The 25,673-nt window shown below is 40.3% G+C and carries 23 protein-coding genes and 1 pseudogene; 12 read left to right on the top strand and 12 right to left on the bottom strand.

Annotation, left to right across the window (positions count from 1 at the left end; all coding sequences use genetic code 11):
* Positions 1-29: 29 nt before the first annotated feature.
* A pseudogene (locus RMY64_RS12370) lies at positions 30-935 on the bottom strand (APC family permease); the annotation flags it as partial.
* 443 nt (positions 936-1,378) lie between these two features.
* On the opposite strand from RMY64_RS12370, the gene RMY64_RS12365 reads away from it, so the two are divergent.
* From RMY64_RS12365 to purT, 5 genes are all read left to right on the top strand, one after another.
* A complete protein-coding gene (locus tag RMY64_RS12365) occupies positions 1,379-2,233 on the top strand; it encodes a mechanosensitive ion channel family protein (RefSeq protein ID WP_322686371.1) in 855 nt (284 codons plus the stop codon).
* A 385-nt stretch (positions 2,234-2,618) separates the two neighbouring features.
* A complete protein-coding gene (locus RMY64_RS12360; RefSeq protein ID WP_322686372.1) occupies positions 2,619-3,569 on the top strand; it encodes an ABC transporter ATP-binding protein in 951 nt (316 codons plus the stop codon).
* 47 nt (positions 3,570-3,616) lie between these two features.
* Complete coding sequence (locus RMY64_RS12355; RefSeq protein ID WP_322700195.1) at positions 3,617-5,392, top strand: ABC transporter permease subunit; 1,776 nt, start codon at positions 3,617-3,619, stop codon at positions 5,390-5,392.
* Positions 5,393-5,540: 148 nt separating this feature from the next.
* The gene (locus RMY64_RS12350) at positions 5,541-6,023 is read left to right on the top strand and encodes a pentapeptide repeat-containing protein (RefSeq protein ID WP_322686374.1); all 483 of its coding nucleotides are present in this window, start codon (positions 5,541-5,543) and stop codon (positions 6,021-6,023) included.
* A 65-nt stretch (positions 6,024-6,088) separates the two neighbouring features.
* Positions 6,089-7,252, top strand: coding sequence for a formate-dependent phosphoribosylglycinamide formyltransferase (gene purT, locus RMY64_RS12345; RefSeq protein WP_322671816.1), 1,164 nt, complete (start codon positions 6,089-6,091; stop codon positions 7,250-7,252).
* A gap of 61 nt (positions 7,253-7,313) precedes the next feature.
* Here the strand turns inward: purT and RMY64_RS12340 are convergent, their stop codons facing one another.
* Positions 7,314-7,463, bottom strand: coding sequence for a PsaJ protein (locus tag RMY64_RS12340; RefSeq protein ID WP_322671817.1), 150 nt, complete (start codon positions 7,461-7,463; stop codon positions 7,314-7,316).
* A gap of 801 nt (positions 7,464-8,264) precedes the next feature.
* Positions 8,265-9,626, bottom strand: coding sequence for a serine hydrolase (locus RMY64_RS12335; protein ID WP_416211812.1), 1,362 nt, complete (start codon positions 9,624-9,626; stop codon positions 8,265-8,267).
* Between the two features lie 566 nt (positions 9,627-10,192).
* On the opposite strand from RMY64_RS12335, the gene RMY64_RS12330 reads away from it, so the two are divergent.
* Entirely contained in the window at positions 10,193-10,825 is a 633-nt protein-coding gene (locus RMY64_RS12330) for a DUF1003 domain-containing protein (RefSeq protein WP_322686377.1), read from the top strand.
* Positions 10,826-11,130: 305 nt separating this feature from the next.
* Here the strand turns inward: RMY64_RS12330 and crtH are convergent, their stop codons facing one another.
* The gene (gene crtH / locus RMY64_RS12325) at positions 11,131-12,621 is read right to left on the bottom strand and encodes a carotenoid isomerase (RefSeq protein ID WP_322671820.1); all 1,491 of its coding nucleotides are present in this window, start codon (positions 12,619-12,621) and stop codon (positions 11,131-11,133) included.
* A 371-nt stretch (positions 12,622-12,992) separates the two neighbouring features.
* On the opposite strand from crtH, the gene upp reads away from it, so the two are divergent.
* The 3 genes from upp to RMY64_RS12310 all read left to right on the top strand — a co-directional run bounded on the left by upp (position 12,993) and on the right by RMY64_RS12310 (position 14,471).
* A complete protein-coding gene (gene upp, locus RMY64_RS12320) occupies positions 12,993-13,643 on the top strand; it encodes a uracil phosphoribosyltransferase (RefSeq protein WP_322700194.1) in 651 nt (216 codons plus the stop codon).
* Positions 13,644-13,718: 75 nt separating this feature from the next.
* A complete protein-coding gene (locus tag RMY64_RS12315; protein WP_322685561.1) occupies positions 13,719-14,072 on the top strand; it encodes a hypothetical protein in 354 nt (117 codons plus the stop codon).
* Between the two features lie 129 nt (positions 14,073-14,201).
* Complete coding sequence (locus RMY64_RS12310) at positions 14,202-14,471, top strand: YggT family protein (RefSeq protein ID WP_322700193.1); 270 nt, start codon at positions 14,202-14,204, stop codon at positions 14,469-14,471.
* 148 nt (positions 14,472-14,619) lie between these two features.
* Here the strand turns inward: RMY64_RS12310 and RMY64_RS12305 are convergent, their stop codons facing one another.
* Positions 14,620-15,051, bottom strand: a complete 432-nt coding sequence (locus tag RMY64_RS12305) for a biotin carboxylase (protein ID WP_322671823.1) — start codon at positions 15,049-15,051, stop codon at positions 14,620-14,622.
* Positions 15,052-15,191: 140 nt separating this feature from the next.
* On the opposite strand from RMY64_RS12305, the gene RMY64_RS12300 reads away from it, so the two are divergent.
* Complete coding sequence (locus RMY64_RS12300) at positions 15,192-15,827, top strand: hypothetical protein (protein WP_322671824.1); 636 nt, start codon at positions 15,192-15,194, stop codon at positions 15,825-15,827.
* Positions 15,828-15,872: 45 nt separating this feature from the next.
* Here the strand turns inward: RMY64_RS12300 and RMY64_RS12295 are convergent, their stop codons facing one another.
* The 5 genes from RMY64_RS12295 to RMY64_RS12275 form a co-directional block, all read right to left on the bottom strand.
* Entirely contained in the window at positions 15,873-17,075 is a 1,203-nt protein-coding gene (locus RMY64_RS12295; RefSeq protein ID WP_322671825.1) for an alpha/beta hydrolase, read from the bottom strand.
* Positions 17,076-17,123: 48 nt separating this feature from the next.
* On the bottom strand, positions 17,124-18,068 hold the full coding sequence (locus RMY64_RS12290) for a hypothetical protein (RefSeq protein WP_322689429.1): 945 nt from the start codon (positions 18,066-18,068) through the stop codon (positions 17,124-17,126).
* Positions 18,069-18,428: 360 nt separating this feature from the next.
* Positions 18,429-19,076 (bottom strand): Uma2 family endonuclease, encoded by a 648-nt coding sequence (locus RMY64_RS12285; RefSeq protein WP_322689469.1) that lies wholly within the window; start codon positions 19,074-19,076, stop codon positions 18,429-18,431.
* A gap of 313 nt (positions 19,077-19,389) precedes the next feature.
* A complete protein-coding gene (locus RMY64_RS12280; RefSeq protein ID WP_322671827.1) occupies positions 19,390-20,907 on the bottom strand; it encodes a pitrilysin family protein in 1,518 nt (505 codons plus the stop codon).
* 35 nt (positions 20,908-20,942) lie between these two features.
* Positions 20,943-22,793: a M16 family metallopeptidase gene (locus RMY64_RS12275; RefSeq protein ID WP_416212142.1), complete on the bottom strand. Its 1,851-nt coding sequence runs from the start codon at positions 22,791-22,793 to the stop codon at positions 20,943-20,945.
* A gap of 150 nt (positions 22,794-22,943) precedes the next feature.
* On the opposite strand from RMY64_RS12275, the gene RMY64_RS12270 reads away from it, so the two are divergent.
* Positions 22,944-23,558, top strand: coding sequence for a TetR/AcrR family transcriptional regulator (locus RMY64_RS12270; protein WP_322671828.1), 615 nt, complete (start codon positions 22,944-22,946; stop codon positions 23,556-23,558).
* Between the two features lie 55 nt (positions 23,559-23,613).
* Here RMY64_RS12270 and RMY64_RS12265 read toward each other — a convergent pair whose 3' ends face one another.
* Positions 23,614-24,054, bottom strand: a complete 441-nt coding sequence (locus tag RMY64_RS12265; protein ID WP_322700192.1) for a DUF4332 domain-containing protein — start codon at positions 24,052-24,054, stop codon at positions 23,614-23,616.
* Between the two features lie 225 nt (positions 24,055-24,279).
* Between RMY64_RS12265 and RMY64_RS12260 the strand changes: the two genes are divergently transcribed.
* Entirely contained in the window at positions 24,280-24,744 is a 465-nt protein-coding gene (locus tag RMY64_RS12260) for a DUF29 domain-containing protein (RefSeq protein ID WP_322689425.1), read from the top strand.
* A gap of 2 nt (positions 24,745-24,746) precedes the next feature.
* Here RMY64_RS12260 and RMY64_RS12255 read toward each other — a convergent pair whose 3' ends face one another.
* Positions 24,747-25,553 (bottom strand): PhzF family phenazine biosynthesis protein, encoded by an 807-nt coding sequence (locus tag RMY64_RS12255; protein WP_322700191.1) that lies wholly within the window; start codon positions 25,551-25,553, stop codon positions 24,747-24,749.
* Positions 25,554-25,673: the final 120 nt, after the last annotated feature.

Genomic DNA, 25,673 nt, shown 5'->3' with positions numbered 1-25,673 from the left:
AAAACATTTTAGAGTTGAGCAAAGCTTCTTCAAAGGCGTAGCCGTCGATTGTTTGATAGGTAGTAGATTACTTCGATGCCTATAGCTACTCCTACCATCAACACTAAAACCCAGACGGTTTGTGGATCTGTTTGCAAAGCAAACCAAATCAACATTCCTAGTGCTACTAAACATATTCCAGTCCCTAGAAGTGAAATCCACTGCTTGCTTTTCGTATAACGATGCATACGAGCGTTAGCTAAATTAACCGCAGCAAATATTAGGAGAAACCCAGCACTACCCATCGTTGAGATCCGACTTATATCACAAAAATTGGCGATTATTAGAGTAATACCACTAGTAATAAATAAGCCAATTGAAGATTGCTCTATGCCATTTATTTGGCTGCCATCAAACCCCCTAGATTTAGCAATCACAGTGCTAAAACGAGCGGAACCGTAGAGTGTGGCGTTACTAGCCGAGATAGTTGAGAAAAGAGCAGCAACAGTAATCAAAACAGATCCAAATTGCCCCATAATTGGTTTGGCAACTTCAGCCAAAGCATAGTCTTTTACTGCCAAAATCTGTTCTATTGGTTCTGCTCCCAATGTAACCAGTGCTATTAAAACGTAAAGCAAAATAACGAACCCGATTACAGAGTAATAAACTCGTGGCAAAGTATGCTTGGGATTGACAAGATCCTCTGCTGCATTGGCGATTAGCTCAAAGCCTTCATAAGATAAGAAAATCACCATTGCTCCGGCGAAAATTGACTGTAGCGACGATATTGAGACTGGTTCTAGACGGGAAATGTCGATATGATTACTTCCCATAGTAATGAACAGGAGCAAAATCCCCAGTTTGAAGCTGACAATCCAGATTTGAGATTTACCAATATGATTGGCAGTTAGTAGATTTAATCCAGTTGTCCCTAAAATTGCCAAGCTAATCAGTAAATGCTTCCAATCTCGATCGAATGAGGCACATCCTCAAAGTTAAAAGGGTTTATATATGAAGTCTAGCTATACTTCACCAACATAGGAAGCGCTATAAAAGCCTTGACTAAAGAACTTGGCCCTGCTGGCATAGCGCGATTTATGCAGAAATTTGAGATAGGGAGCAAAGATTGATACGCCAGACAAGGATTAAATCTTGGAAAATCCCAGTATTTATGACATCTTTACTTGAATTAAGGAGTAAAAAAACAGCAACAAGCCAAAAAGTAGATAATGCCGCAAGAAAAGATTTATTTATATTTGCCCAAAACTGTTCAGACATCCTCCGAGAACAGTTTCCTATCTACTGCACATTACAGCAAAAATTAAAAAAAAGTATTGATATATCATTTTGATTTAATTTCTTGTATGTTTATTGTATTTAATATTCACAGACAAAAATTATGGATTTTAGACAAATTAGCTTAGTTGCTAGCCAACTTTTAACTCAGTTTGGGTTGAAAATTTTAGGTGCGATCGCACTGTGGCTGATTGCTCAACGCTTGATTGATTTTGGATTGAAGCTAGTACGACGTGCTTTCCGAGGTCAACACGTCGATCCAACACTCATTAACTATCTTCTGAATATCATTGGTGTCACACTGAGAATTATTCTAGTTGTGGCAATTCTCGGCTTCTTTGGGGTTGAAACAACTTCCTTTGCTGCATTGCTAGCAGGAGCAGGCATTGCAATTGGTGCAGCATGGGGGGGTTTACTAGCCAACTTTGCAGCCGGAGCATTTTTAATTGTTTTTCGACCTTTCAAAGTTGGTGATTTCATTACCACCGCAGGCGTGACAGGCACTGTTACAGAAATTGGACTGTTCACAACAAATATCAATACGCCTGATAACGTGTTGACAATTGTCGCTAATAATAAAATCTTTGCTGATAACATCCAGAATTATTCTGCCAACCCTTACCGTCGGGTTGATCTAGTGGCTCAACTTCATCATGATGTGAAACACAACGAAGCGATCGCACTTTTGAAAGCGAAAATTAGCCAAATTCCTAATGTTCTCCAAAATCCAGCACCGGATGTGGAAATTCAGAATTTCAACTTTGCAGGGCCTGTACTAGCAGTACGTCCTTATTGCAATAACGATCACTATTGGCAAGTTTACTTCGACACTAATAAAGCTATCCGTGAAACCTTTGGTGAGGCTGGATATCCAGTTCCCGAATACCGTTATGCAATTAGCGGCTCATCTGGTAATGGGGTTAATAACGTTATCCCACCACTATCAGAAATAACTTGACACTAAAGAAAAAAGTCAAGGCTTTATTTGCAAATATTTCATAAATAGCAGAATCAGAATTAATAAGTAGGTAGGGCGTATGTCTTACCTACTTTTGCTAAGTTTATGACCTATTCCAGTGAAAATACCATTGCCTACTGAGCAAGCGGTTGACTCTAATATCATCAGGTTTGCAATATTAGTACTAGAGATTTCTAGCTTTAGTATTCCCCTTAGCAAAAATTAATAGTTGGTATTATTTAAAACTTTAGTGAAAATAGGGTAAATAATGCCCAGAACTCAAAGCAGCTTTAAATAAAGCTAGTTTCAATTTTGGAAACCATCCTGACAAAAGCTGTAAAAAAAGTTAGGTTAGCGGTTAATCACAAGCCGCACTCTAGCAGCGATGGTAAAAGAATTAACAATTTGCACCCGTGGACTCACTAAGCAATTTGACCGACATGTTGCTGTCAATGATGTTGATTTAGAAATCCAGGCGGGAGAAGTATATGGACTGATTGGGCCGAATGGCGCGGGTAAAACAACTCTCATCCGAATGTTGGCGACTGCTGAGGAAGCAACTACAGGTGAGATTTATATTAATGGCGATCGCCTCATCCGTGACAACAGTAATCTCAAACTTAAGCGTCATCTTGGCTATTTACCCGATGACTACCCACTATATGAAGATTTGACAGTCTGGGATTACTTAGATTACTTTGCGCGTTTATATCGTTTGCGAGAACCGCGCCGCACTAAACGCTTACATGAAGTTTTAGAACTTATTCAACTTGGTAATAAACGCAATAGTCAGATTTCTACTCTGTCGAGGGGAATGAAACAGCGTTTAAGTTTAGCGCGAACTATTATCCACGAACCAATTTTACTATTACTAGATGAGCCTGTTTCTGGACTCGATCCGATTGCGAGGATGCACTTTCGCGAAATTATTAAGGCTTTGCAAGAAGCTGGAATGACTGTTATCATTTCCTCCCACGTTCTCAGCGATTTAGCGGAAATTTGTACTTCTGTAGGAATTATGGAACTTGGCTTTTTAGTAGAAAGTACTTCCCTACAGCAACTTTATCAACGTCTAGCCCATCAGCAAATTGTGTTATCAACTCTAGGGAACTTAGAGACACTTTTGAACGAGCTTAAACACCATCCTTTAGTAGAAGAATGGGAGGTGATATCAGGAAAAAACAGCGTGCGGGTGAATTTTTCGGGCAAAGATGAAGATAGTGCCGAGTTATTGCGATCGCTAATCAAAATCGGCATTCCTTTAACTGATTTTCACTGCACGCAAGAAGACTTAGAAAGCATTTTTTTAAAATTAGGTCACAAACAAGCATCTTGATTCATCAATAAATCTCACTCACTATTTTGGAAGGATTTTTTCAGACTATGCTTAATTTAATTGACAAAATCGGCGATTGGAATCCGCAATTATTTCGCGAACTCAAAGGGCAATTTAAATTTATTAATGTAGCGATCGCAGTTGTGACATCTTTCCTATTGCAACTGGTAGTTATTTTATATCATTTAAGTAATCCTCCTGGTAATAAATACTCCCTAACTGGTACATACTGTCGTTTACGTCAAATATATCAACCGCAACAAACACAGGTTCTCAAAGAATCAAATCAAACTAAAATTGATGAATTAAATAATTTTTTTTCAAAGAATTTTTGTCCCCAAATTCAAATTGATTGGCAAATGTGGTGGCGAGATCGTTGGGAATATATATTCTTAACATTTAGTGTAATTTTTCTATTTACACTACTAGTTGCAGGAACTTATTTGCTAATTAACGATTTCGCTAAAGAAGAAACTCGCGGCACACTAAACTTTATCCGTCTTAGTCCCCAATCAGAAACAAGTATATTGACTGGCAAGTTGCTAGGAGTTCCGAGTTTAATTTATCTCCTGATTTTAGTAGCAGTTCCTTTACATTTATGGGCTGGGCTTTCTGCCAAAATTGCTTTTAGTTACATTTTGGCTTACTACACAATTCTTGCTACTAGCTGTATTTTCTTCTACAGTGCGGCACTACTACTTAGCTTACTTAGCCGTTCATTTAGTGGTTCTCAGCCTTTGTTGGGTTTATTAGTTAGTGGTGTAATTTTTATGTTTTTGTTTATAACGATGTTACTCGCATCGTCTTATAACCACAGTTTGAATAGTTCAACTGCTTGGTTTAGACTTTTTAATCCTTGGGATACAACTAATTATTTATTTCCTAACTTGTTTAATCTATCCAATGACTCGGATATTAAAAAACTGCAATTTTTCTATCTCCCATTAGGGAGAAATATTATTAGTATTCTTGGCTTTCATTTATTAAACTTGGGATTGTGCAGTTACGGAATTTTGCACATTCTTAAACGTTGCTTCCGTAATCCTCAAGCCTCAATAATTAGCAAGAAGCAAAGTTATTTATTAGTAGCGTTTTGCCAGTTGATGATCTGGGGTTTCACTTTACAAATTGGTGAAAATAGTTACACATTAGATCAACAATTTGGGGGAAATTACATTTTGCTAGCATCGTACAACTTGGTGTTGATTTTAAGTTTAATTGCAGTTCTTTCCCCTCACCGTCAAGATGTACAAGATTGGGCAAGATATCGACATCAGGGAGTTTCTAGCCACAAGAGTATTTGGCAGGATCTAATTTGGGCCGAAAAAAGCCCTGCACTCGTGGCGATCGCAATTAATCTTACAATTGTTACTATCCCCTGGCTAGTCTGGATTTCATTTACATCTGTTTTTGATACTAACAATGACCAAACTTGGCTGGTTAAAGATGTTGACAGGTTTAAAGTACTTTTAGCTATAGCTTTGTCTATCAGCGTAATCATGATTTACGCTACTATCGCCCAATTGCTACTTTTGCTGAAAACTCCCAAACGTTCTTTCTGGGCAATTCGGATTATAGGTGCAGCAGTGTTTCTACCACCGATAATTTTAGAATTTATCGGCATCACATCACAGGTGTCTACTGTGGTGTCTACTGTCTGGCTGTTTTCAACTTTTCCTTGGGTTGGTATACAAGGCTCTAGTACAACAACAATTTTTATGGCATTCCTCGCTGAGTTAACTTTTCTAGGATGGTTAAATTTGCAGTTGACAAGGCAAGTGAGATTAGCAGGCGAATCTACTACGAAAGCATTATTAGCATAACATTAGCTCGGTAGTTATCAATAAACTTAGAACCTCAATTTCTCAAAGAAATTGGGGTTTTTGTTTTTTATGAATGCTTGAAGACTGCTATATTATCTATTATTTGTTATTTTTTTATTCGCACAAGTATCACAACAATCTGAAAATAATGTTAAATATCTCTACTCAAGACCTACGCTACACAGCCATCCAGTTTTTAGAACAAAGTCCCTCACAGCGTCTACAAATTCTTAAGCAACTGGGCATCGCTCGTTATGAATTTTTAACTAAAATTCAACTAAATGAAGCCAATATAATTTGTATAATGCGATTTTTTAAATATCCAAGTCAGCTAAAGTTTCCTAATCTGATGGGAGCAGATTTATCTGGTTTAATTTTAGATGGTGTCAACTTCATCCGAGGAAATTTGTCAGAAGCAAATCTCCAAGGTAGTAGTTTAGTAAATGCAGACCTTTTATTTGTAAATTTTACGAAAGCCGACTTGAGAAATGCAGATTTACGAGGTGCAACTCTGAACGAGACTATTTGGTTAGAGACTCTAGTAGATAAGTGTCAGTTTGGCGTAGGTATTGGTTTAAATCATCTACAACGTCAAGATTTAGAATTACGCAAAGCGATATTTAATTCTTGAAAAGTTAGTAATGAAAACACAAAAAATTATAAGATGATTGAATTGATATTGACTTGGATAAGTTAATGAGTATTAAGTTGCCCCAAAAATTGATGTTGCTGGGTTCAGGAGAACTAGGCAAAGAATTTGCGATCGCTGCTCAACGTCTTGGTAATTATGTGATTGCCGTTGACCGCTATACCAATGCTCCAGCGATGCAGGTTGCTGATGCTTATGAAGTTATTTCTATGCTCAGTGCTGATGATTTAGAAGCTGTAGTGACAAAACATCAGCCAAATATTATTATACCAGAAATTGAAGCAATCCGAACCGAAAAACTCATCGAATTTGAACAGCGAGGGATTACAGTTATTCCGACTGCGGCTGCTACTAACTATACAATGAACCGCGATCGAATTCGGGAACTGGCGCATCAACAATTGGGCATCAGAACGGCTAAATATGGTTATGCAACAACTTTAGAAGAATTGATTGCAGTTTCGGATAAAATTGGCTTTCCCAATGTTGTTAAACCGGTGATGTCATCATCAGGGAAAGGTCAATCTGTAGTGCAGGATAAGAGTGAAGTTGAGAAAGCTTGGAATTATGCGATCGCTAATTCTAGAGGAGACAGTCAAAAGGTCATCGTAGAAGAATTTATTAACTTTGAAATTGAGATAACTTTACTGACAATTAAACAGTGGAATGCACCGACAATTTTCTGCTCTCCCATTGGTCATCGCCAAGAAAGAGGCGATTATCAAGAATCGTGGCAACCCGCAGAAATTTATGAAGATAAAATATCAAAATCCCAAGAAATAGCTATAAAAGTCACTGATGCTTTAGGAGGAGCCGGAATTTTTGGCGTTGAATTTTTCATTACTAAAGATGAAGTGATTTTTTCCGAACTTTCTCCCAGGCCCCACGATACGGGAATGGTGACATTAATCTCACAAAATCTTAACGAATTTGAACTACATCTGCGAGCTATTTTAGGCTTGCCAATTCCTCATATTGAACAGCTAGGAGCATCAGCTAGTGCAGTAATTTTAGCCTCAGAAAAATCTGATTCTATTGCTTTTAGTGGTGTCGCCGATGCTTTATCAGAAAAAGATGTAGATATTAAATTATTTGGTAAACCTAATGCTCATCTATATCGGCGAATGGGCGTAGCTTTGGCGAAAGGTGTGAATGTCCAAGAGGCTAGGGAAAAGGCTACTAGAGCTGCAAGTAAAATCACAATTATCTAAATTTAGCCTGCTTTAGCACAATTGTTTATTAGCCATAGGTTTGAACCTATGGCGGACTGACTTATGGCATAGGATGAAAGAGAAGGTCTGGGAAAATGAAATTAAAAATCGCCCAGGTAGAAAAGGCAATTGATATCGAAAGAACAGCAAGAACGGGTGCTAGGGAAAGATACTTAAGGAAATATGTTTGTTGGTTGTTTGATTTCTGCATATAATGCTCCTAAAAACTTTCCGAACTGCAACTATTTGGGGTTGCATTGTTGCACTTACTAAAGATATTGTGATACTTCAAGACTTCTCACTTTGGACGGAATGACAATGCCATAATAACCATTTAAGAGATATTTATATCTGAAATATCACTTTTCATCTCTTTTTCAAGTATTGGCAAGATAATTAGATAATAACTAAAATATCTCCAACATACTTGCTTTGTTTTTAATTTTAAAAAAGCTCCTAAAAAATATTTTTAGGAGCTTTAAAAATTAAACCATGAGTATGAAATAGCACCTAATTTAAATTTAACTTTGCGAATTATTTTTATCCTCTATCTAAAGAAATAACAGGATATTAAGCTAATTTGTTATTTTAAATACGTAAATTATGTGTGAAAAATATGAATTGATTGTAGTACACACAAGTCGAATTACCCCCCTTAACCCCCCGATGCATTGGGGTAAAAAAAGAAATCTAGTTCCCTCACTTTTGCAAGTTTTGTAACAGAAACTCAAAACACTTAAATTTTAGGCAAGAAAGAAATCTAATTCTCTCCCCAATACATACGGGGAGGGTTAGGGTGGGGTAAAACCTTGGGTTTTTCAGCCATTTCAGACTTGTGTGTACAGCGTAGGTTCGCGGTGAAAGTAGATTTTGTCGCTAGATAAAAGTGGGATGGGGTTGCAAGGGTATAATTAGTAATTGAGTGGACTTGATATAAGGCTATTGCAAAGGTTTCACGTTAAGTTGACACCTATGATAGCTATGCGCCCCTAGCAATATCTATTTTGAACTGCTATTTCGCAACACTATTAAGCGAATCAACCGCAGCAACTGGATTCGGCTGATTCAGATAATTGTAAACTAATTGGGAAACTTGACGGATAAAGTCTCTCCCTCTTGTGTCTTTATAAGGACGGGTAACGAAGATAGCCGCCAGGTAACGCTTACCATTGGGCATAGTCACAAATCCCGCATCGCCAATAAGAAACCCAATATCTCCGGTTTTGTTGGCGATAACTGCACCTTTCCCCAAACCGGCGGGAAGCAGTGTATGAATTGTGGTGTGACGCAGAATATCTAAGGCTTGCTCCCGACTTTGGGGCGAAACTAACTTGTTATTCACAACTAAAGCCAGCACCCGCGCCATATCTTGAGAACTTGTGGTGTTGGTTCCTCTCAAATCAGCTAAAAGATGGCGAATTACCGTGTCTTTCAGTCCCCAACTACGGAAACGCTGATTTAGTTTCGCCGCTCCACCTAAGCGATCGATAATCATGTTGGTGGCAGTATTATCACTAATGGTAATCATCTTAGTGATGGTTTCCAAAGCTGTGTACTTCTTGCCAACTCGCTCATATTGCATACTTCCAGAACCATTGGTAACTAAGTCACGCCGCATCGTCAGGTTTTCCTGAAGGGTGACTTTACCAGCATCTAAATCTTGGAAAAAAGCGATAAGTATTGGCAGTTTAATTGTACTAGCAGCCGGGAAAACGCGATCGCCTCCAATATCCAAATAATCCCCAGTATCCAAATCCAGAAAAAACATTCCTGTTTTCAGAAAGCTGTAGCGATTCATCAAGGCTTTAATTTGAGGTTCCAGCGCTTTCATCGGTGAATGCATTGGAACCACGCCAGCAAAGAGAGTGCTATTATCATTCACTCTTGGAGAAATACTCGGAGTTATTTCTAAATATTGCGGCTGGGTTGCAGTCAATCGTATGGGTTTGGGTAACTGCACAGACCAATGATTGGGGGATTCCTCTTGCAGTTGCACCTGTGCTAAATCAAAGGTGTAACCGGGTGCTAAAGTAACTACCATGCGGGTAGTCTCTGCGTTAAACTGCTCGATGCGAATGTCTTTAATTACTAATCCCACTCTTTGACTAGCCTGTGGATATCCTAATGTAACTCCAGGTAAATCAATTACCAGACGAGTCGGGCTGGTAAGTAATTGTACTTTCGGTTGAACATTTTCATCTGTGGTGAAGTCCAGATGATTGCGATTGCTATCAAAATGCCAATTAGCCATCGCTACGCCCGCCGCAGGCATCGCACCATTAGCTTTAACAGTAGAGCCAAGCAGGATTAAGCTTAAGAAGCTGGGTAGAAGCCAACTGAATTTTACAATGTTTTCTTTGTGTGTGAGTAGCATCAGCGATCGCGTTGTGTGTGAGGAAAATTCTTGAACGAACAAAAGCCGCCCACCATTAAAGCACAATTATGAAAAGTTTAGTAAATTGCAGTGAAAAGGCATGGTAAAGAACCAACCGAACCGATTTTGAGCGTGGCGTAATCTATTGCATCCACGCACGAATGCGTTTGCGTATCGCCGCTGATGACTATTTCTCCGGCGTGAGCTGTAATGCCTCAATTGTGTCACTGAAAGCTTTTATTGCGAAATCTACATTAGATATTCGATAGACATACCACATAAACATGACTGTTATCCTGACATAGCATTGACATCAAAATGACATATCTAAAAAATATATAATCAACTATAGTTTTAACAAATCACTATATCTCAAATACAATATTGAAACAAGAAAATTAATGCTATGATTCTGTTTCAATATATCTGCTTGATCCAACAGCAATAGCAATTTCCCAAAATCTGTCTATAGGTACTTTTATCTATTTTTCTACCTAAAAGTATACATATATAGCTGAAACTTGAGTTATTGATTTAGAGAAATCAGTACTGCAAGTAAACTGTCCATGTTTTCCCAAGATAAACCAAATCCAAAAGATTCACCGCAAGTACCATCTTCAGCACCTTGCCAAACCATTTTGCCCACTGCCCCATTGCCGGAAGCGATTAGTCAAAATATCGAGACTATTATTGACCTGCACAGACGTTATGAGAAAGACGTACCTCAACATCAACGGTTTGTAGAAACGGTAACAGCCTTTTTTGGTCGTCCGGTATTCCTGTATAGCATCCTGTTAGGAATTATTCTGTGGGTAACACCCAATGTTTTACCACGACGTTTAGGCATATCAAGATTCGATCCCCCGCCATTTTCTTGGCTACAATTTTCACTGACCGCAGGTTCCCTGTTAGTAACAACAGGGGTGTTGATAAAACAAGAGCGTCAGGAAAAATTAGCAGAGCAACGGGCGCAACTTAGCCTTCAGCTTAACCTGCTCTCTGAGCAGAAAATCGCAAAACTTATCGCTTTAGTTGAAGAATTACGCCAAGATATTCCCAATGTCAAAAATCGCTCCGATCCGCAGGCCCAAATAATGAAGGAAGCTGTTGATCCCCAAGCGATTCTAGATGCATTAGAAGAGACTTTAGCATCAGAGTTAGCTAATTTTCGGAACCAAAAAATACCAGACCAAGAGTAACAACACTTACTATTGTGTTAGCAAAAGTACTAAAATTAGTAACTTTTTGATTGTATTTGCTACCCATCTCAATACGGTTTAGATAAGCTGGGAAGGTGGTTTGGAGGCACTTAAAGTGAAGAGATTAAATTTAAATACTCTTGCTTCCCCAACACTTTCTTCTACCTTCGCTCAAAGAACTCGTTTTAACAGATAACTTTCTTAACCAAAACGTATTGAGAGTTACTCAGATTGTTGGGGTAGCTACCAGCTTCACTAGTAACACTATCCGCTTACTAGGTTTTTTGCGGAGGCTGTATCTGTAGTTAAAATCCTAAATCTACGGCAATACGGTGGGCGCAAGCAAATCCAGAAAAAGCAACTGCATTCAAACCTTGACCTGGAAAAGTGCTATCTCCTACACAATAAAGTCCTGATATAGCTGTGCGATTAAAGGGCATATTCAATAACCCCCACAATTTACGTCGGGGAATTGGCCCATAAGTGCCATCTTCACGACCCAAAAAGCGGCGATGTGTGCGCGGTGTCCCCACTTCTAAATAATCCAATCCGGCATCTAAACCCGGAAAAAGCTTCTCTAGGCGGTCAATAATTCGCCAAGCTGCCTTTTCTTTTTTTGCTTCGTACTCACTTGGAGAAAGTTCTTGCCAATCATCAATCCAGTGAGGCGTGAAGGCATGAATGATATGATATCCATTTGGTGCTAAATCTGGGTCAAGCAATGTCGGAATCGAAACAAAAACTGTGCCTTCTGCTGCTGTCATCTTTTCCCAGTCTTCCAGCAAAATATGGTGACACTCTGTCCCCGCAGGTAAAACTGACTCCTTTACCCCGATGTGCAAACTCAAAAAGCTTGGAGATTTTTGGTAGTTTTGTTGCCATTTTTTCTCATTATCTGGCATTGCTTCTACTGGTAATAATTGTGTAAATGTATCCCAGCGTGTAGCATTAGAAACTATGCGTTTACCCCGATATACTTTACCATTAGCCAGTTGCACACCTACCGCTTTTCCTTGTTCTGTAAGAATTTTGGTGACTCTAGCTTGGTACTGAATTTGACCTCCAGCCTTTTCTAGACCTTCCACCAGTTTTTGGGCAATTTGTCCGACTCCGCCTTTGGGATAGTTAACTCCGCCATAATGCCTGTCAGAAAAGACCATTCCAGCATTAATCATTGGTGTCATATCTGATGGAACCACCGACCAGCAATAACATTCCATGTCGATAAACTTCAATAATTGCGGGTCTTTGATGTAACGCCGCGCCACATCCCCGGCATTTTGCGGCAGATACTTGGCTAAACCGAGACACGCCAAAGGATGCTGGAAAAATACGCGCAGTAAATACCGAGGTTCTTCCAGCGACAGCAAATCCATGCTGTTGAGACACTTGAATACTTTTTGGCATTCGTCATAAAAGTGACGAATCCCTTGTTCTTCATGGGGAAAATAAGCAGTAAGATTTTGCAAAAATGTTTCATAAACCCGGTCAACCTTCAGGTCTAAACCTTGGGGTAGATGATAGTGAATCTGTACCGGATCTGCGATCGCTTCTTGGCTGACATTTACACTTGATAATGCACGGGTGAGTAAGTTGGTTGTACCGTTCTGTCCCAGCCCAAAAATCATTGACGCACCAACATCAAATCGATAGCCTTGGCGTTCAAAATAACCAGCGCTACCGCCAGGAATCAAATAACGTTCCAGTACCAGCACTTTCGCTCCCTTCGCCGCTAACTGGGTCGCTGTCACTAATCCGCCAATCCCAGACCCAATTACGATTGCGTCATTTGTCATTTGTCATTTGTCCTCTGTCCTCTGTCCTCTGTCCTCTGTCTAGAGTCCCTTGTCCTTTGTCTAGAGTCAATCAATATTTACTAATGACTTGACCAATGCCCCATGCCCCATGCCCAATGCCCAATGCCCAATGCCCAATCAAAAAAAAGAGGGACGAGCCTGCTACTGCTGGCTAATCCCGTCTGCCGATCCTTAAAAGAGAGGAGAACACTGTATATGAATATAGCCTTGATTGAGAATTAATGTCAACTACTAATGAAAATATTTATCAATAAACTTGAGATTGCTAATTTTAAGCTGTCAGCCGGATGCAGGAAAGAGTATTATGGTGTTTCAGTTCTTATACAATCAAAAGGCGCCTATTTCTGGCTATGACGCTACAATTGCGCGTTTATGTTCCACCCCATCCCCTGATCAAACACTGGCTGGCAGTTGCCCGTGATGCAGGCACGCCTTCAGTATTATTCCGCAGTGCCATGACTGAGTTGGGAAGATGGCTGACTTATGAAGCTGCACGAGACTGGTTGCCGACCCAAGAAACAACAGTACAGAGTCCCTTAGATACCTGTGCAGCAACGGTAATCGATCCGCAAGTGCCTATGGCAGTAGTGCCGATTCTGCGGGCTGGGCTAGGATTACTAGAGGGGGCGCAGACTTTATTGCCTTTAGCATCGATTTACCACCTTGGTTTGGCGCGAGATGAAGAGACACTGCAACCTCATTGTTATTTGAACAAGTTACCAGAAAAATTTGACCCCCAAACACGAGTGTTAGTTACCGATCCAATGTTGGCAACCGGAGGATCGATTATGGCAGCAATGGCAGAATTGATACAACGGGGTGCTGACCCTGCCCTGACGCGGATTGTTTGTGTAGTAGCAGCTCCACCAGCTTTGCAAAAATTGAGTGAAGCTTATCCAGGTTTAATAATTTACACGGCTACTATTGACGAAAAACTAGACAATAAGGGATATATTGTACCGGGATTAGGAGATGCAGGCGATCGCATCTTTGGGACTTAAGCTAGTATGCAGCTAGGGCAGGAAAATAGCATAACTACTGTAAAAGTTGCAAGGTTTGTTGAAGGCGGTAAAGATATGAGTCAGCGAGATGGTTTTGGCAGTGGTTTTGTAGCAGGGGCGTTTGTTGGTGGCGTATTTGGCGGTGTTATCGGGGCACTGATTGCTTCTCGCCGCGAACCAGAATTGCTAATAGAAGAGGAGACAGAACTGACAGATAGTCAAGCCGAAGCGAAAAAAATAGCAGCAAAGCGGCGTCAGATGAAAGCCTCAGAAAGTGAGAGTGCTGGTATAGAGACGGCCAGGCGATCGCTAGAAGATAAAATTGCCCAGCTAAATGCCACAATTGATGAAGTGCGAAAGCAACTGGGAAATGTTAATGGCGGTTCACCCCAAGCAACCAATGACCGCTCCCTCACTAAAGACTCCTGAAGTTTGTTCAGGCGTGGTGAAAGTGTCAAGTGTGGTAAACGTGAAATCCGCAAACACTTTTGACTTTGGACTAAATTAAAATTAAAACATAAGACCGCGTTTGACACCTAGTAGGAAACAAAGCTATCCATGAGTTTACTGATTACGACACTAATTACCTTTGTCACCTTTTATAGCTATTTGCTAATTATCCGGGTTTTGCTAACCTGGTTCCCGACAATCAACTGGTATAACCAGCCATTTGCCGCTTTAGCCCAGATAACCGATCCTTATCTGAATCTATTCCGCTCAATTATTCCCCCATTGGGCGGTATGGATTTTTCGCCGATCTTAGCTTTCTTAGCACTCAATGTAGTTAGTAGTCTTCTGAGTGCCATTCCAGCTAGCCTGCCCTTATAGAAGGATTTTGATTACTACCTTGGTAAAGAATTGTGTAGAGACGTTAAGTATACAAGCGTCTCTACGATTTTTTACACGGTTTCTAATTAGCTAGCCGTACTAAGAATTACGAATTACGAATTACGAATTACGAATTACGAATTACGAATTACTTACGCACTTGACCGCTAAACCCCGCAGCCTTGAACTGTTTTAGCTTCAACGGAGTAGGCTGATTCGCAGCTACAGAAATTCTCAATTCAAAATCGCTAATACCTGGTGGCACCTCGGTAATAGAGCCTAAGCGAGTGCGGTTTTGCATCACCGAGTCATTATTAGCATCATAGATGCGTCCAAAAATATCTGCGTCGTAGACTGTTTTATTAGTGCCATTTTCGGCTTTGCCAACGACAAGAAAACAATTGGCAGCAGCGCTACCACTACTGATAACAGCCCCTTGTGCTAGTTCTGGTGGACAATCTTTATAAGAGACATCAAATAGTTTAATCTGTGTCAGGGCTACAGCTGGGGGAATAATCACCCACGATAGAAAAGTAATGAGACATGAAATAAAAACCACCGTGAGTGAACGCAACCGCATAAAAGACCCCGTGAGTTAATTTAGCAAACAATATTTAACTTACAACCTCAGCTTACCTGAATTTAACTACAGGGTGATTGGAGACTTGAATTTAACATTTGTAATAATTAGGGGAATAACCCCTCAATTGCTATGAACTTATGACTCCAGATGAGATTGAAGTAGCTATGTTCGCAGCCTTTAATGATTGTGATGCAGCAAGCTGTCCTCTCACTGACACGCAGAAACAGATATTACTGCAAGTGGTTGAGCAAATTCAGGGAAATTCTACGTCTGGGATGTCAAATATTGCTAATCCTCTAGACGAACTTACCCCAGAAGAGTTAGAAGCATTTTTAAAATTTGTTAAGGAGGAAGAACAACGCAACCGCACTTGGAAAGTGCAATTACTCAACGACTGGTTGCTGGAAAAGGATTCTGGAACGGTACAATTTATTCGCCAACGCTATGGTTTACAGTGGCTGAATCGGGTTGAGTCATATCATTTTGACAAGTATTCTTATTTTGAGGATGCATTAAAGTTAAGAGTAGGCGATCGCATTGAAGTTTCCAATGCACTATGGGAATGGGTGCAAGAAGATGGCCCTTGTAAGCGGGAATGGTTCCCCTGTATGGTAATTAAGGTTGAGGAAATTAGCGATGTCTACGACGGGCGTAGATGCAGCGATGATTCCTCTACTAATTGTGTCATCCGCTTTTTGAACGGCGCTGAGTATGAAATTCAAGGAATGTATCAATGGAATCGCTATAACTGGCGCTGGCCTCAAAAGGAGTAAGGAGTGCTGAGTTTTTAATACTTGTGAATAAGTCTGCGAATCAAATCATTGCTTTAACAACGCCCAAGCCAAAAATCTCTCAGTATAATACAACGCTAATTGATTGCTCACACCGTTGAAAACAGCATCAAAAGCGTGTTCTGCCCAAGGAATTTCGAGAAAAACCGCAGTATTGCCAGAATTATGTAAACGTTCATACATCTGTCTGCCAAATCGCGCTTGCACCAAATGGTCGCGACTGCCGTAAATTAATAAAGTTGGCGGTAAAGGGTGCGTTAGGTAATTTATCGGTGAAGCAATTTTATACCGATTAGGCAATTCTTCTAAAGAACCACCAAGAAATGCTTTTAAAACAGCGCGAGAATTTATAGGATCGGGATTTGGTGGTGTTTTATATCCTTCAGTTAAGTTAACAGGCCCGTAATAGTTCACCACAGCATGAATGGGTGGTGCATCGGGTTGATAAGCCGCTAGCATTGCTAAATGTGCCCCAGCAGAACGTCCTAAAAGTACCATACGTTCTGAATCGGCTTCATATTCAGCTGCATGTTTGCGAATAAAATTTAGGGCTGTACGCACATCATCTAACTGAGATGGAAACTGATATTTAGGTGCGTGTCGATAGTCGATCGCAAATACTGTATATCCATGATTAGCAATATATTGATTAAACTCGGTATTGGCATGAGTATTGCCATATTGCCAAGCTCCACCATAAATTACTACCACTGCTGGATATTTTCCTACCTCTGGGGGTTGGTAAACTTCCATTTTTAAAGGCACTCCCCCAGGAGAAGCAAAGAGAATATCTTTTTGATGACGCGTTTTACCTAATGGAATACCCCGAAAGAAATTAATTAAGTTAAAAGGATGGGTTTGCATATTAGCCCTTACTTGGACTGGAATTTGCTCTAGATAATTTGCTCCCAACCCTTGTTTCATCGCTTTAGCCATCTGCATTTGAGTTAGTGGGATATTCACTAGCACCCATCCACAAATTAGCAATCCGATTAAACTGAAAATGCAAACTAAACGTTGGAGTTGACGGCGACGGATATAGAATAAAGACAGCAATAAAAAGAGCAAATTTAATAAAAATAACCAAGGACTGACTTCTGGCGCTCCTACTGCTAGTGTGAGTAAAAACATATTTGGAGCAGGAAGAATAATCCAAGCGCTAAGAAATAGGCTTGCAAAACTGAGTAATAATGCAAGCGATGATAAAAATATTTTTGGTTTAACAAACATAAATAAAAATGCGGTAGTAATGACTTCAAAGAAACCAATCTCACGCTTTTATCTAGCACTATCTTTATGTTTTAGTTCCAGAAAATCTTTAGTTACTTTAACTATAAAATCTCCATTTATATAATTTGAAGTATAATTGGGCGTTAATAGTAGATTATCACCCAATTCTAGTATTAAAATAACCCGAAAAAAGTATTCGCCTATACTAGTATCAATCCGTTCAAGCTTAATACCAGTAATTTCGTTCAAAGAATATTGAAAAACTGTTTTTCCTAACGTTCCAAACCACCTGTAACGACTAAGCTTTACAGTATTTGTTTCCTTGTCAAAATTACAAGTGATAAATAAACCTAGTGACGCTACTAGCAACGCTAATATTCCACAGAATACAGTAATCATGACAGAAATGTAACCCGTAAAAGTCTCATCAAGTATAACTGCTAAATTATTCTCTATAGGGTTTTTCAAAAAATTATTAATTCTTGATACTATTAATTGCAATTTTTCAAGGTTAAATTTTGGATATCCTGCGCGTGAAAAAGGAAAACTATCTCTATCATTTAATAGTAAAATGTTATATTTATAATACTTAGCCTGACCATCAGTATCAATCTGGGTTTCCAATTTAGCCTCTAGTAACTCAGAAACTAGCGTTTGACTCTGTTCTCGACCTAACCAATTATTTTTTGTTAACTTACACATCACTGTTAGAGTATTTTGTCCCGCACTCAAATCAATATTTGAAGTAGATATATTGTTTGGATAACGATTGCAGACAAGTTGTGTAATAGGTGTAAATACAATAGACGCAAATAAAAATAAAACAAACAATTGACTAAAAAATATTCCCAAACCTAAAAATACTTTTGGTCGAATAATAAAAATAAGTTTAGTTGATGTTTGCTCTGAGACTTTTAGAGGATTAGCTAGAGTCAAATAACATCCAGCACCTAAGTTAATTGCCAACAGGATGGCAAATAATAAAACAGTCATTTTATTTGTAGCTCCATAACCGCTTTAGCAGATAAAAATATTACGCGTTTACTAATTAGATAATAAACCAAAAAAGAAGAACCTCAACTACTCTTCTATATCTAGCGCTATTGAATATGCCAGTATTAATCTACTCTCTACCCCTCACACTCCTTCATTTGATCTAGTTATAGTTCACCGTTCGCATAATCGAGAATGAGTTTGATGAAATAAGGGTCTTGCAAGACGCAATAAATCGCATCTCTACATCTGGGTTTTTGGCTTATAACGTATTTAATTCTACTTAAATTAGAGACTTGGCTTGTGTACTTCACTAACTTGAAACCCGGTGTATGTTGTGAATTCTGGTGACAGCATAAGTTATTGCTGTTGTATCTGTTTTTGTACCCAAAGACGAAAAGCTTTGAGCGTTGCATTTCTGCCTGCTGTTGTACTTTGCTCTAGATATTGGGGAATTGCTTCAATTACTGAGAATAGAGGAAAATTTAGGCTTTGTTGAGATTCTATATAGTGTCCGTCTTGCAGAACATTAATTTGGAGCTTACCTCGATCAAAACGCCAAAGCTCAGGTACTTTTAGCGCTTCATAAATATTAGGATGAGTGCGAGAAGTAATATCAATTTCTAGAGCTAAATCTGGAGGAGGATCTACTGCTAAATCTAGCCGCTTTTTGCCGCGAATTTTAGATTCATTTTTTATATAGAAACACTGGTCGGGTTCTATACCTTGAGCCATTGCTTGGTTTTTGAAAGTGGTAGAACCAAGGCATCTAAACTCAATGTCTAATTCTTCCAAAAGAGCTTTGACTAAATCGCTAATAATTTCTTTGTCATATTCATGTTCTGGCAGTGGTGCCATAATCTCCAGCATTCCCCTATCATAAACAATTCGTGCAGCACGGTGTTCCCCTAAATCTTCTAGAATTGTTTCCAATTCCTGCCAGGTTACATCTCGCAGTAGCACTCTTTGTCCTGGTGGAACATGGATGCGCTTTAATTCCAACAACATCATCTCCACTCCCGATAGTTAAAACCTAAATTTAGCTTACTCTAGTTGACCTGATAGGGGCGACAATTTTACTGCTTCATAGAAGTGTATGCTGGAGCGATCGCTTCTATAAAGATGAGTAGAGAAAAACCTCTGGAGTTCCCAGAGGTTTTGGTTCCTGATTTAGTTTCTACTTGTTACTCCAATTTGTCCTTAGTCGTTTCCTGATAATGGAGAAAATTATTTTAAAAACAAGATCCCCGATTTCTTAGACAATCGGGGATCTGAGTCTTGCGATTTTATTTGGATACTTAGTATCTACCCATCTACGCGATTAATTCTTTGCCTGTGGCTGCGAACCAGGAATCGTTACATCTATTGGTGTCACCTGTTTTGCTAACTGTGTCAATGGCGGTTGAATAGCAGTTTGATTCCCCACTACTAGAGTTACAATCTTTTCTGGTTTGAGATATTCTCGTGCTACCCGTTGGACATCGGCTGCTGTGGTGGCGGCGACGGCTTTTTGATAGCGAAAGAGAAAATCAGCAGGATAGCCGTAATATTCGTATCGCATCAACCGTGATAAGGTTTGGCTGGGGTCTTGAAAGTTGAATACAAAGGAGTTGAGTGTAGACTCTTTGGCATAAGCGAGTTCTTTTGCCGTTACTCTTTGAGTCTGGGTGCGCTTGATTTGGGCTTGTAAGGCTTTGACAAACTGGACAGTAGCATCCGATCGCGTTTCTCCACCAGCGATAAATATGCCAGGATAATCGAAACGGGGACTCCACTGGCCGTAGACAGAGTAAGCTAAACCTTGACGCGATCGCAATTCATTAAATAAGCGTCCACCAAATCCATTTAACACTCCATTCAATACATCCAGCGCTGCATAATCGGGATTGTCGAAACGTCCGCCCAAATGCCCGATAAGCACACTACTTTGCGTCAGTTGGGGCTGATTGACAAAAAAGACTCCACCTGTATTAGCTGGTGAAACCTTTGGTAATGTGGGTTTAGCAATACCTGGGTTACGCTGCCAATCGCCAAACTTAGCTTGAATGAGCGATCGCATTTTCTTACTCTCAAAATCGCCCACAATTCCCAAAATCATATTATTGGGGTGGAAATATTGTTGATAAAACTTGAGCAAATCCTCACGCTCAACTTTATCCACCGTTGCATACTCTATGGTGCGAGCATAAGGACTATCTTTGCCATAGATTAATTTTTTAAATTCCCGATTAGCAATCCCATCTGGATTGTCATTTCGACGGGCAATGCCACCTTTGGCTTGAGTTTTCGCTAAGTCTAGCTTTTCTTGAGCAAATACAGGCGATCGCAGCACCTCAGCAAACAGCCCAAACACTGTTTCTAAATCTTCACTGAGGGCGTCAAAGCTAGCACTCCCAGAAGTTTCACCAATACCAACTTCCACAGATGCCGCCCGTTGTTCTAATATCTCGTTGAGTTCATCAGGCGAATGCTGCTTAGTTCCTCCAGTTCGCATTACTGCGCCTGTAAAACCAGCCAACCCAACTTTCTCCATTGGTTCCAAGCGATTCCCTGTCCGCACAAACGCCGTACCATTCACCAACGGTAATTCGCGATCTTCCATCAAATAGACAACCAAGCCATTTTGCAGCACAAACCGCTCATACTTGGGTAACTTAATCTCAGGTAGCGGTGGTAGCTGCAATTCTGTGTAATGTTTTGCCTCAGCCGTCGCCGCCAGAGAAAAATTACAAGTTAAAAGTAAGCACGCAAAAACAGCAACCAAAGCATAAATCAACCCTTTGCTATTTTGAATTTTCAACGCTATCTGCCTTTTAGCTTTCACCTTGTACTTCTGCATATCTATTTTCCTGTGCGCCCTTTGCGGTTTGTTGTTCATGCTGCTTTCGACAACAGCTTCCCAATCGTGCGATTTTTCGGCGTAAAAGTTTCCTTTGCCACCCGTTGAATATCAGCCGTCGTCACTGCTGAAATGTCATCCAACTGCTTAAACAAATTCCGCCAAGAGCCAGTTTTCACTTCATATTCCAACAATTGTTGAGCCATACCCATATTGGAATCGAGAGTACGTAACAAACCTGCCCGTGCTTGGGTTTTCACTCGTTGCAAATCAACCGCCGCCACAGGCTCAGTTTTTAATTTGTCAATTTCTTGACGTAAAGCCACCGCCAACTCATCAACTGTATGACCAGGAGCTGTGAGAGCATAGAAAAATATCAAGTTTGGGTATTTATCTCCAGGAAATCCACTGTAACCTTGAGCATTTAGCGCCAAACGTTGCTTTTCTACCAAAGACTTATATAGCCGCGATGTGCGCCCATCACTTAATAAACTACCAATGATTTCATAGATGGCATTATCTGGATGAGTAATTGCCGGACGATGATAACCTTCTAAATACCAGGGTTGAGAAGGTAGCTGTAAAGTAACTTCCCGTGTTTGTTGTTGTGGCGGTTCTACTGGGATTTGTTCAACAGCTTTGGTTTTGGCTTGAAAGCGGCCAAAATAAGTTTGCGCCAGTTTTTTCACCTGAGTGGGATTGACATCTCCGACAATAGCGATCGCTAAATTACTTGGTACGTAGTGAGTATCAAAAAACTTTTGGACATCTTCTGGTGTCAGATTGCGGATATCTTCGTCATAACCAATCACCGGACGCCTGTAGGGATGGGCTTTATAAGCAGTATCGATAAACTTTTCCACCATCAGTCCAATAGGTGAATTCTCTATCCGCATCCGTCGTTCTTCTAAAATTACATCTTTCTCTTTATAAAACTCACGACGAATTACCGGATCGAGAAATCGTTCTGACTCCAACGACATCCAAAGTTCTAGCTTATTGGCAGGAAAGCTGTAAAAATAACGAGTCGCTTCGGTTGAAGTATTGGCATTTAAACCCACGCCTCCCGCTTGTTCGACAATTTGCCCCAATTCATTTTGCTTGACTAGCTTGCCTGCTTGCGATTCCACTTGCTCAAACTCAGTTTGTAACCGAATAACCTCAGCTTTTCTGCCATTGGCTTTCGCTGTTTTAATTTGAGCATTCAACTGCTCTAAGGTATCTAGTAGCGGTTTTTCTTTTTTGTAGTCTTGTGTACCAATGCGCGTTGTGCCTTTAAATGCCAAATGTTCTAGAAAGTGAGCTACACCAGTTTTGCCATTTGGCTCATCCACACCACCCACATTCGCATAAGTGAGAAAAGAAACCACGGGCGCTTGATGTCGTTCCAAGACAATGAATTTCAAACCATTGTCGAGGCGAAACTCCGTTAACTGCTTAATAACTCGATCGAGATAAGGTTGGATTGAAGTTTCAACTGGCGGAGTTTGAGTTTTAGTTTCTTGAGGAGGTGCTGTCTGAGTTTGAGCTAGAGCAACTTCAGGCAGCAATCCCCACGAGAAGATAATTAAAGTCAACAAAGTAACAAACAACCGCCGCAATATGACAGATACATTATCAATGAAGGCAGGAGGAAAATTTGACCAGAAAAAGCAAGGTGAAGGAGAGTTCAATGGTTTCAAATCAGTAGGGGGCGACGAATCCACAACTGAAAAGCTTCTCCTGCCTCCTGCTGCCTCCTGCTTCCTGCCTCTTTCAACTGACCAATCCAAAATCGTTCGACTGAGCGTTCGCGTAGCGTCTCGGAGAGAAGTCGAAGTCCCCAATCGTTCGACTGAGCGTAGCCGAAGTCTAAAATCTAAAATTGACCGACTGCTCTGGTTCATAAGCGAGAAGTAAGATAAAGTTACATTACCTAAATAACAGGATACTTAGCAAAAGAGCGTTAATCTTGTATTAAGCTTTCAGTGGCTCTTTCACTTGATGTTAGACAATAATGCTACAAGTCTTGTTACGGATATCTAACCATAACTGTTATGCGAGTTTTTAATTCTTCCCCGCCCTCAGAGGCTCAGACGCGCACCCGGATTTTACAGGCAGCGCAACGGTTGTTTGCCTCTCAGGGATTTGACGGCACTACCACCCGCGACTTAGCACAAACGGCAGGTATAGCTGAAGGTACTCTATTTCGTCATTTTCCGAATAAAAAAGCAATTTTGGTAGAAGTAGCCACGAATGGCTGGGTAGAGATTCTTACAGATTTGCTCACAGAATTGAGTGAAATGGGCAGCTATAAAGCCGTCGCTCAAGTGATGCGCCGTCGGATGTGGAATTTTCAAAAAAATGCCGATTTGATGCGGGTTTGTTTTATGGAGGTGCAATTTCACCCCGATTTGCGCGATCGCATTCAATTAGAAGTCATTACTAAAATGACTGATGTCGGCGAAGCATTCTTTCAAACAGCAATGGATAAAGGTATTTATCGTCAAGGGGACGCAAAGTTAGTTGCGAAAGTTTTCTTAGGAATGTTTGCGATCGCAGGTTTTTCCAACAACACCCTCATGGAACCTGATGCCTCTCCCCAACAAATGCAGGAAATGGCCGAAGGACTCGCTGATATTTTTCTTAATGGTGTTTTAGCTAAAGAGTGAAGAGTTATGAGTTATGAGTTATGAGTTTTAACTCCTCACTCCTAACTCCTAACTCCTAACTAATGATTGTTTTCGCTTGCTGACTCCACTGTTGTACTAGCTCAAGTGCTGGACACAAATCTCGGCGCTGCATTGTTGCTACCTGCAAGCGCATGATTTGTTGGTGCAATCTGTGAGTGGGAGTTTGAGCTAACTGCATTACAGAACCAATACCCGCATGAAGCAATAAACCACAATATTGTGTCCCGACACTGGGAATACGTGCCAAGTCAGCTAAAGCCATCCATTTATTTACATACTGAAGATGAATCTGTAGTTTATTTGCTAACGCTAGTCTTGACTCTAAAGTTTTCCCTTGTTTGACTAAAGCTGCTGTGCTAGTAATCCCACAACTTTGGAGTTGAGATTGTTCCTCATAGCTCAGTCCAGGTAATTGCTCAATTGGCCAATCACGAGATTGGATACTAGTTCTACTATCTTTGTGTTTAGCAGACATTTTTGAAATTAAAATATAGGCTTGTTTAAATATTGTGACAGTTGCTTCTTCGCAAAAGAACGCTTTTGCGGTTTAGTGTTTGTATTGATGTGCAATTTTAAGCCAACCTTCTGCAATGCGATTATTTGCCCTAACAAACAAAAAAGATGCGATCGTTTTGTTGACGTTAAAATGGGCGTACAGTATCTCCAATTTAGCTAGTATACGGTAGATTGCAAAAAGCTCATGACCCAGATTCCGAAAAGTGCAGCCCAGTTGTATGAAACAGACTTTGCAGCATGGACAGAAAAAACTGTACAACTCATTCGTGCTGGACAATTTAGAGAAGTAGACTGGAATGCTGTGATTGAGGAGATTGAAAGCTTGGGACGGTCAGAACGACGAGAGTTGAAAAGCCGCTTGGAAGTATTATTACAGCATTTGCTCAAGTGGCAATATCAATCTAGTTTGCGGAGTGGCTCTTGGCGAAATACGATTGATGAGCAGCGCTATAAAATTGCAGATTTACTGCAAGAGAGTCCCAGCCTCAAGTCTTATCCCGAAGAAGTTTTAGCCCAGTGCTATCATCGGGGATTGAAAGCTGCTAGTAATGAAACTGAACTACCAATAGATACGTTTCCAGTGGAATGTCCTTATTCCATTGTCCAAGTTTTTGATAGTGAGTTTTTGCCAGATATTATTGATTTTTAATATTAGGTTGATGCGGTAAATAACTCCCCTCGCATCACAGTTACCGCTTGTCCAGCGAGAAAGACGCGATCGCCTCCGTCATAATACACCTTCACCACGCCACCACGACTAGATGCTTGATAAGCCAAAAACTCATTTTTGTGCAAGCGATCGCGCCAGAACCAAGCGAGACAGCAATGAGCCGCTCCTGTAACTGGGTCTTCATTAATACCTAATCCTGGTGCAAAGAAGCGAGAGACGAAATTATATTCAGAATCAGAGTTAGTCTGGCTGGTGACAATGACATTAGGAATCAGTAAGGTTTTTAGCAGTTGAAAATTAGGCTGTATTTGCCGCACCAATTCTTCAGATTCCAATTCCACTAGATAACCTATTGAATTCTGCAAGACAGATTTGTAGGGTACACCCAAAGCTTGCTTGAGTTCTGGAGGTGCGATCGCAGCTTGTGAGTGATTTACAGGAAAATCTAACTCAATCCACTCACCTTGTAACTTCGCAATTAGCACTCCACTTTTAGTATAAAAATGTGCAACTTCATCAGGTGACAAATGTCCCTCTGACCAAAGTACATGGGCACTAGCTAAAGTTGCGTGACCACAAAGCGGCACTTCCACCGTAGGCGTAAACCAACGCAGATTAAAGCCATCATCCTGCTTAACTAAAAAAGCTGTTTCAGATAAATTCATCTCCTGCGCCAAGTTTTGCATCCAGCGATCGTTTTGGTAAGTAGGCAAAACACAGACAGCAGCAGGATTACCTGCGAAAGGTTTATTAGTAAAAGCATCAACTTGAGTAATGATTTGTCTCATTAGAGTCGCCTTGAAAATTAGACAGCAATATATTATTTATCAGGAGTGCGTTAGAAATTTATGCTGACCGTTGCGATTACATATCGTGCGCTCTACCCTGTGTTAATCCAAATGAGAACC

Source organism: Nostoc sp. DedQUE08 (assembly GCF_034530895.1).
Lineage (GTDB): Bacteria > Cyanobacteriota > Cyanobacteriia > Cyanobacteriales > Nostocaceae > Nostoc.
Note: the sequence above shows the minus strand (reverse complement) of the source record. Positions and strands in the feature narration are given on the sequence as shown.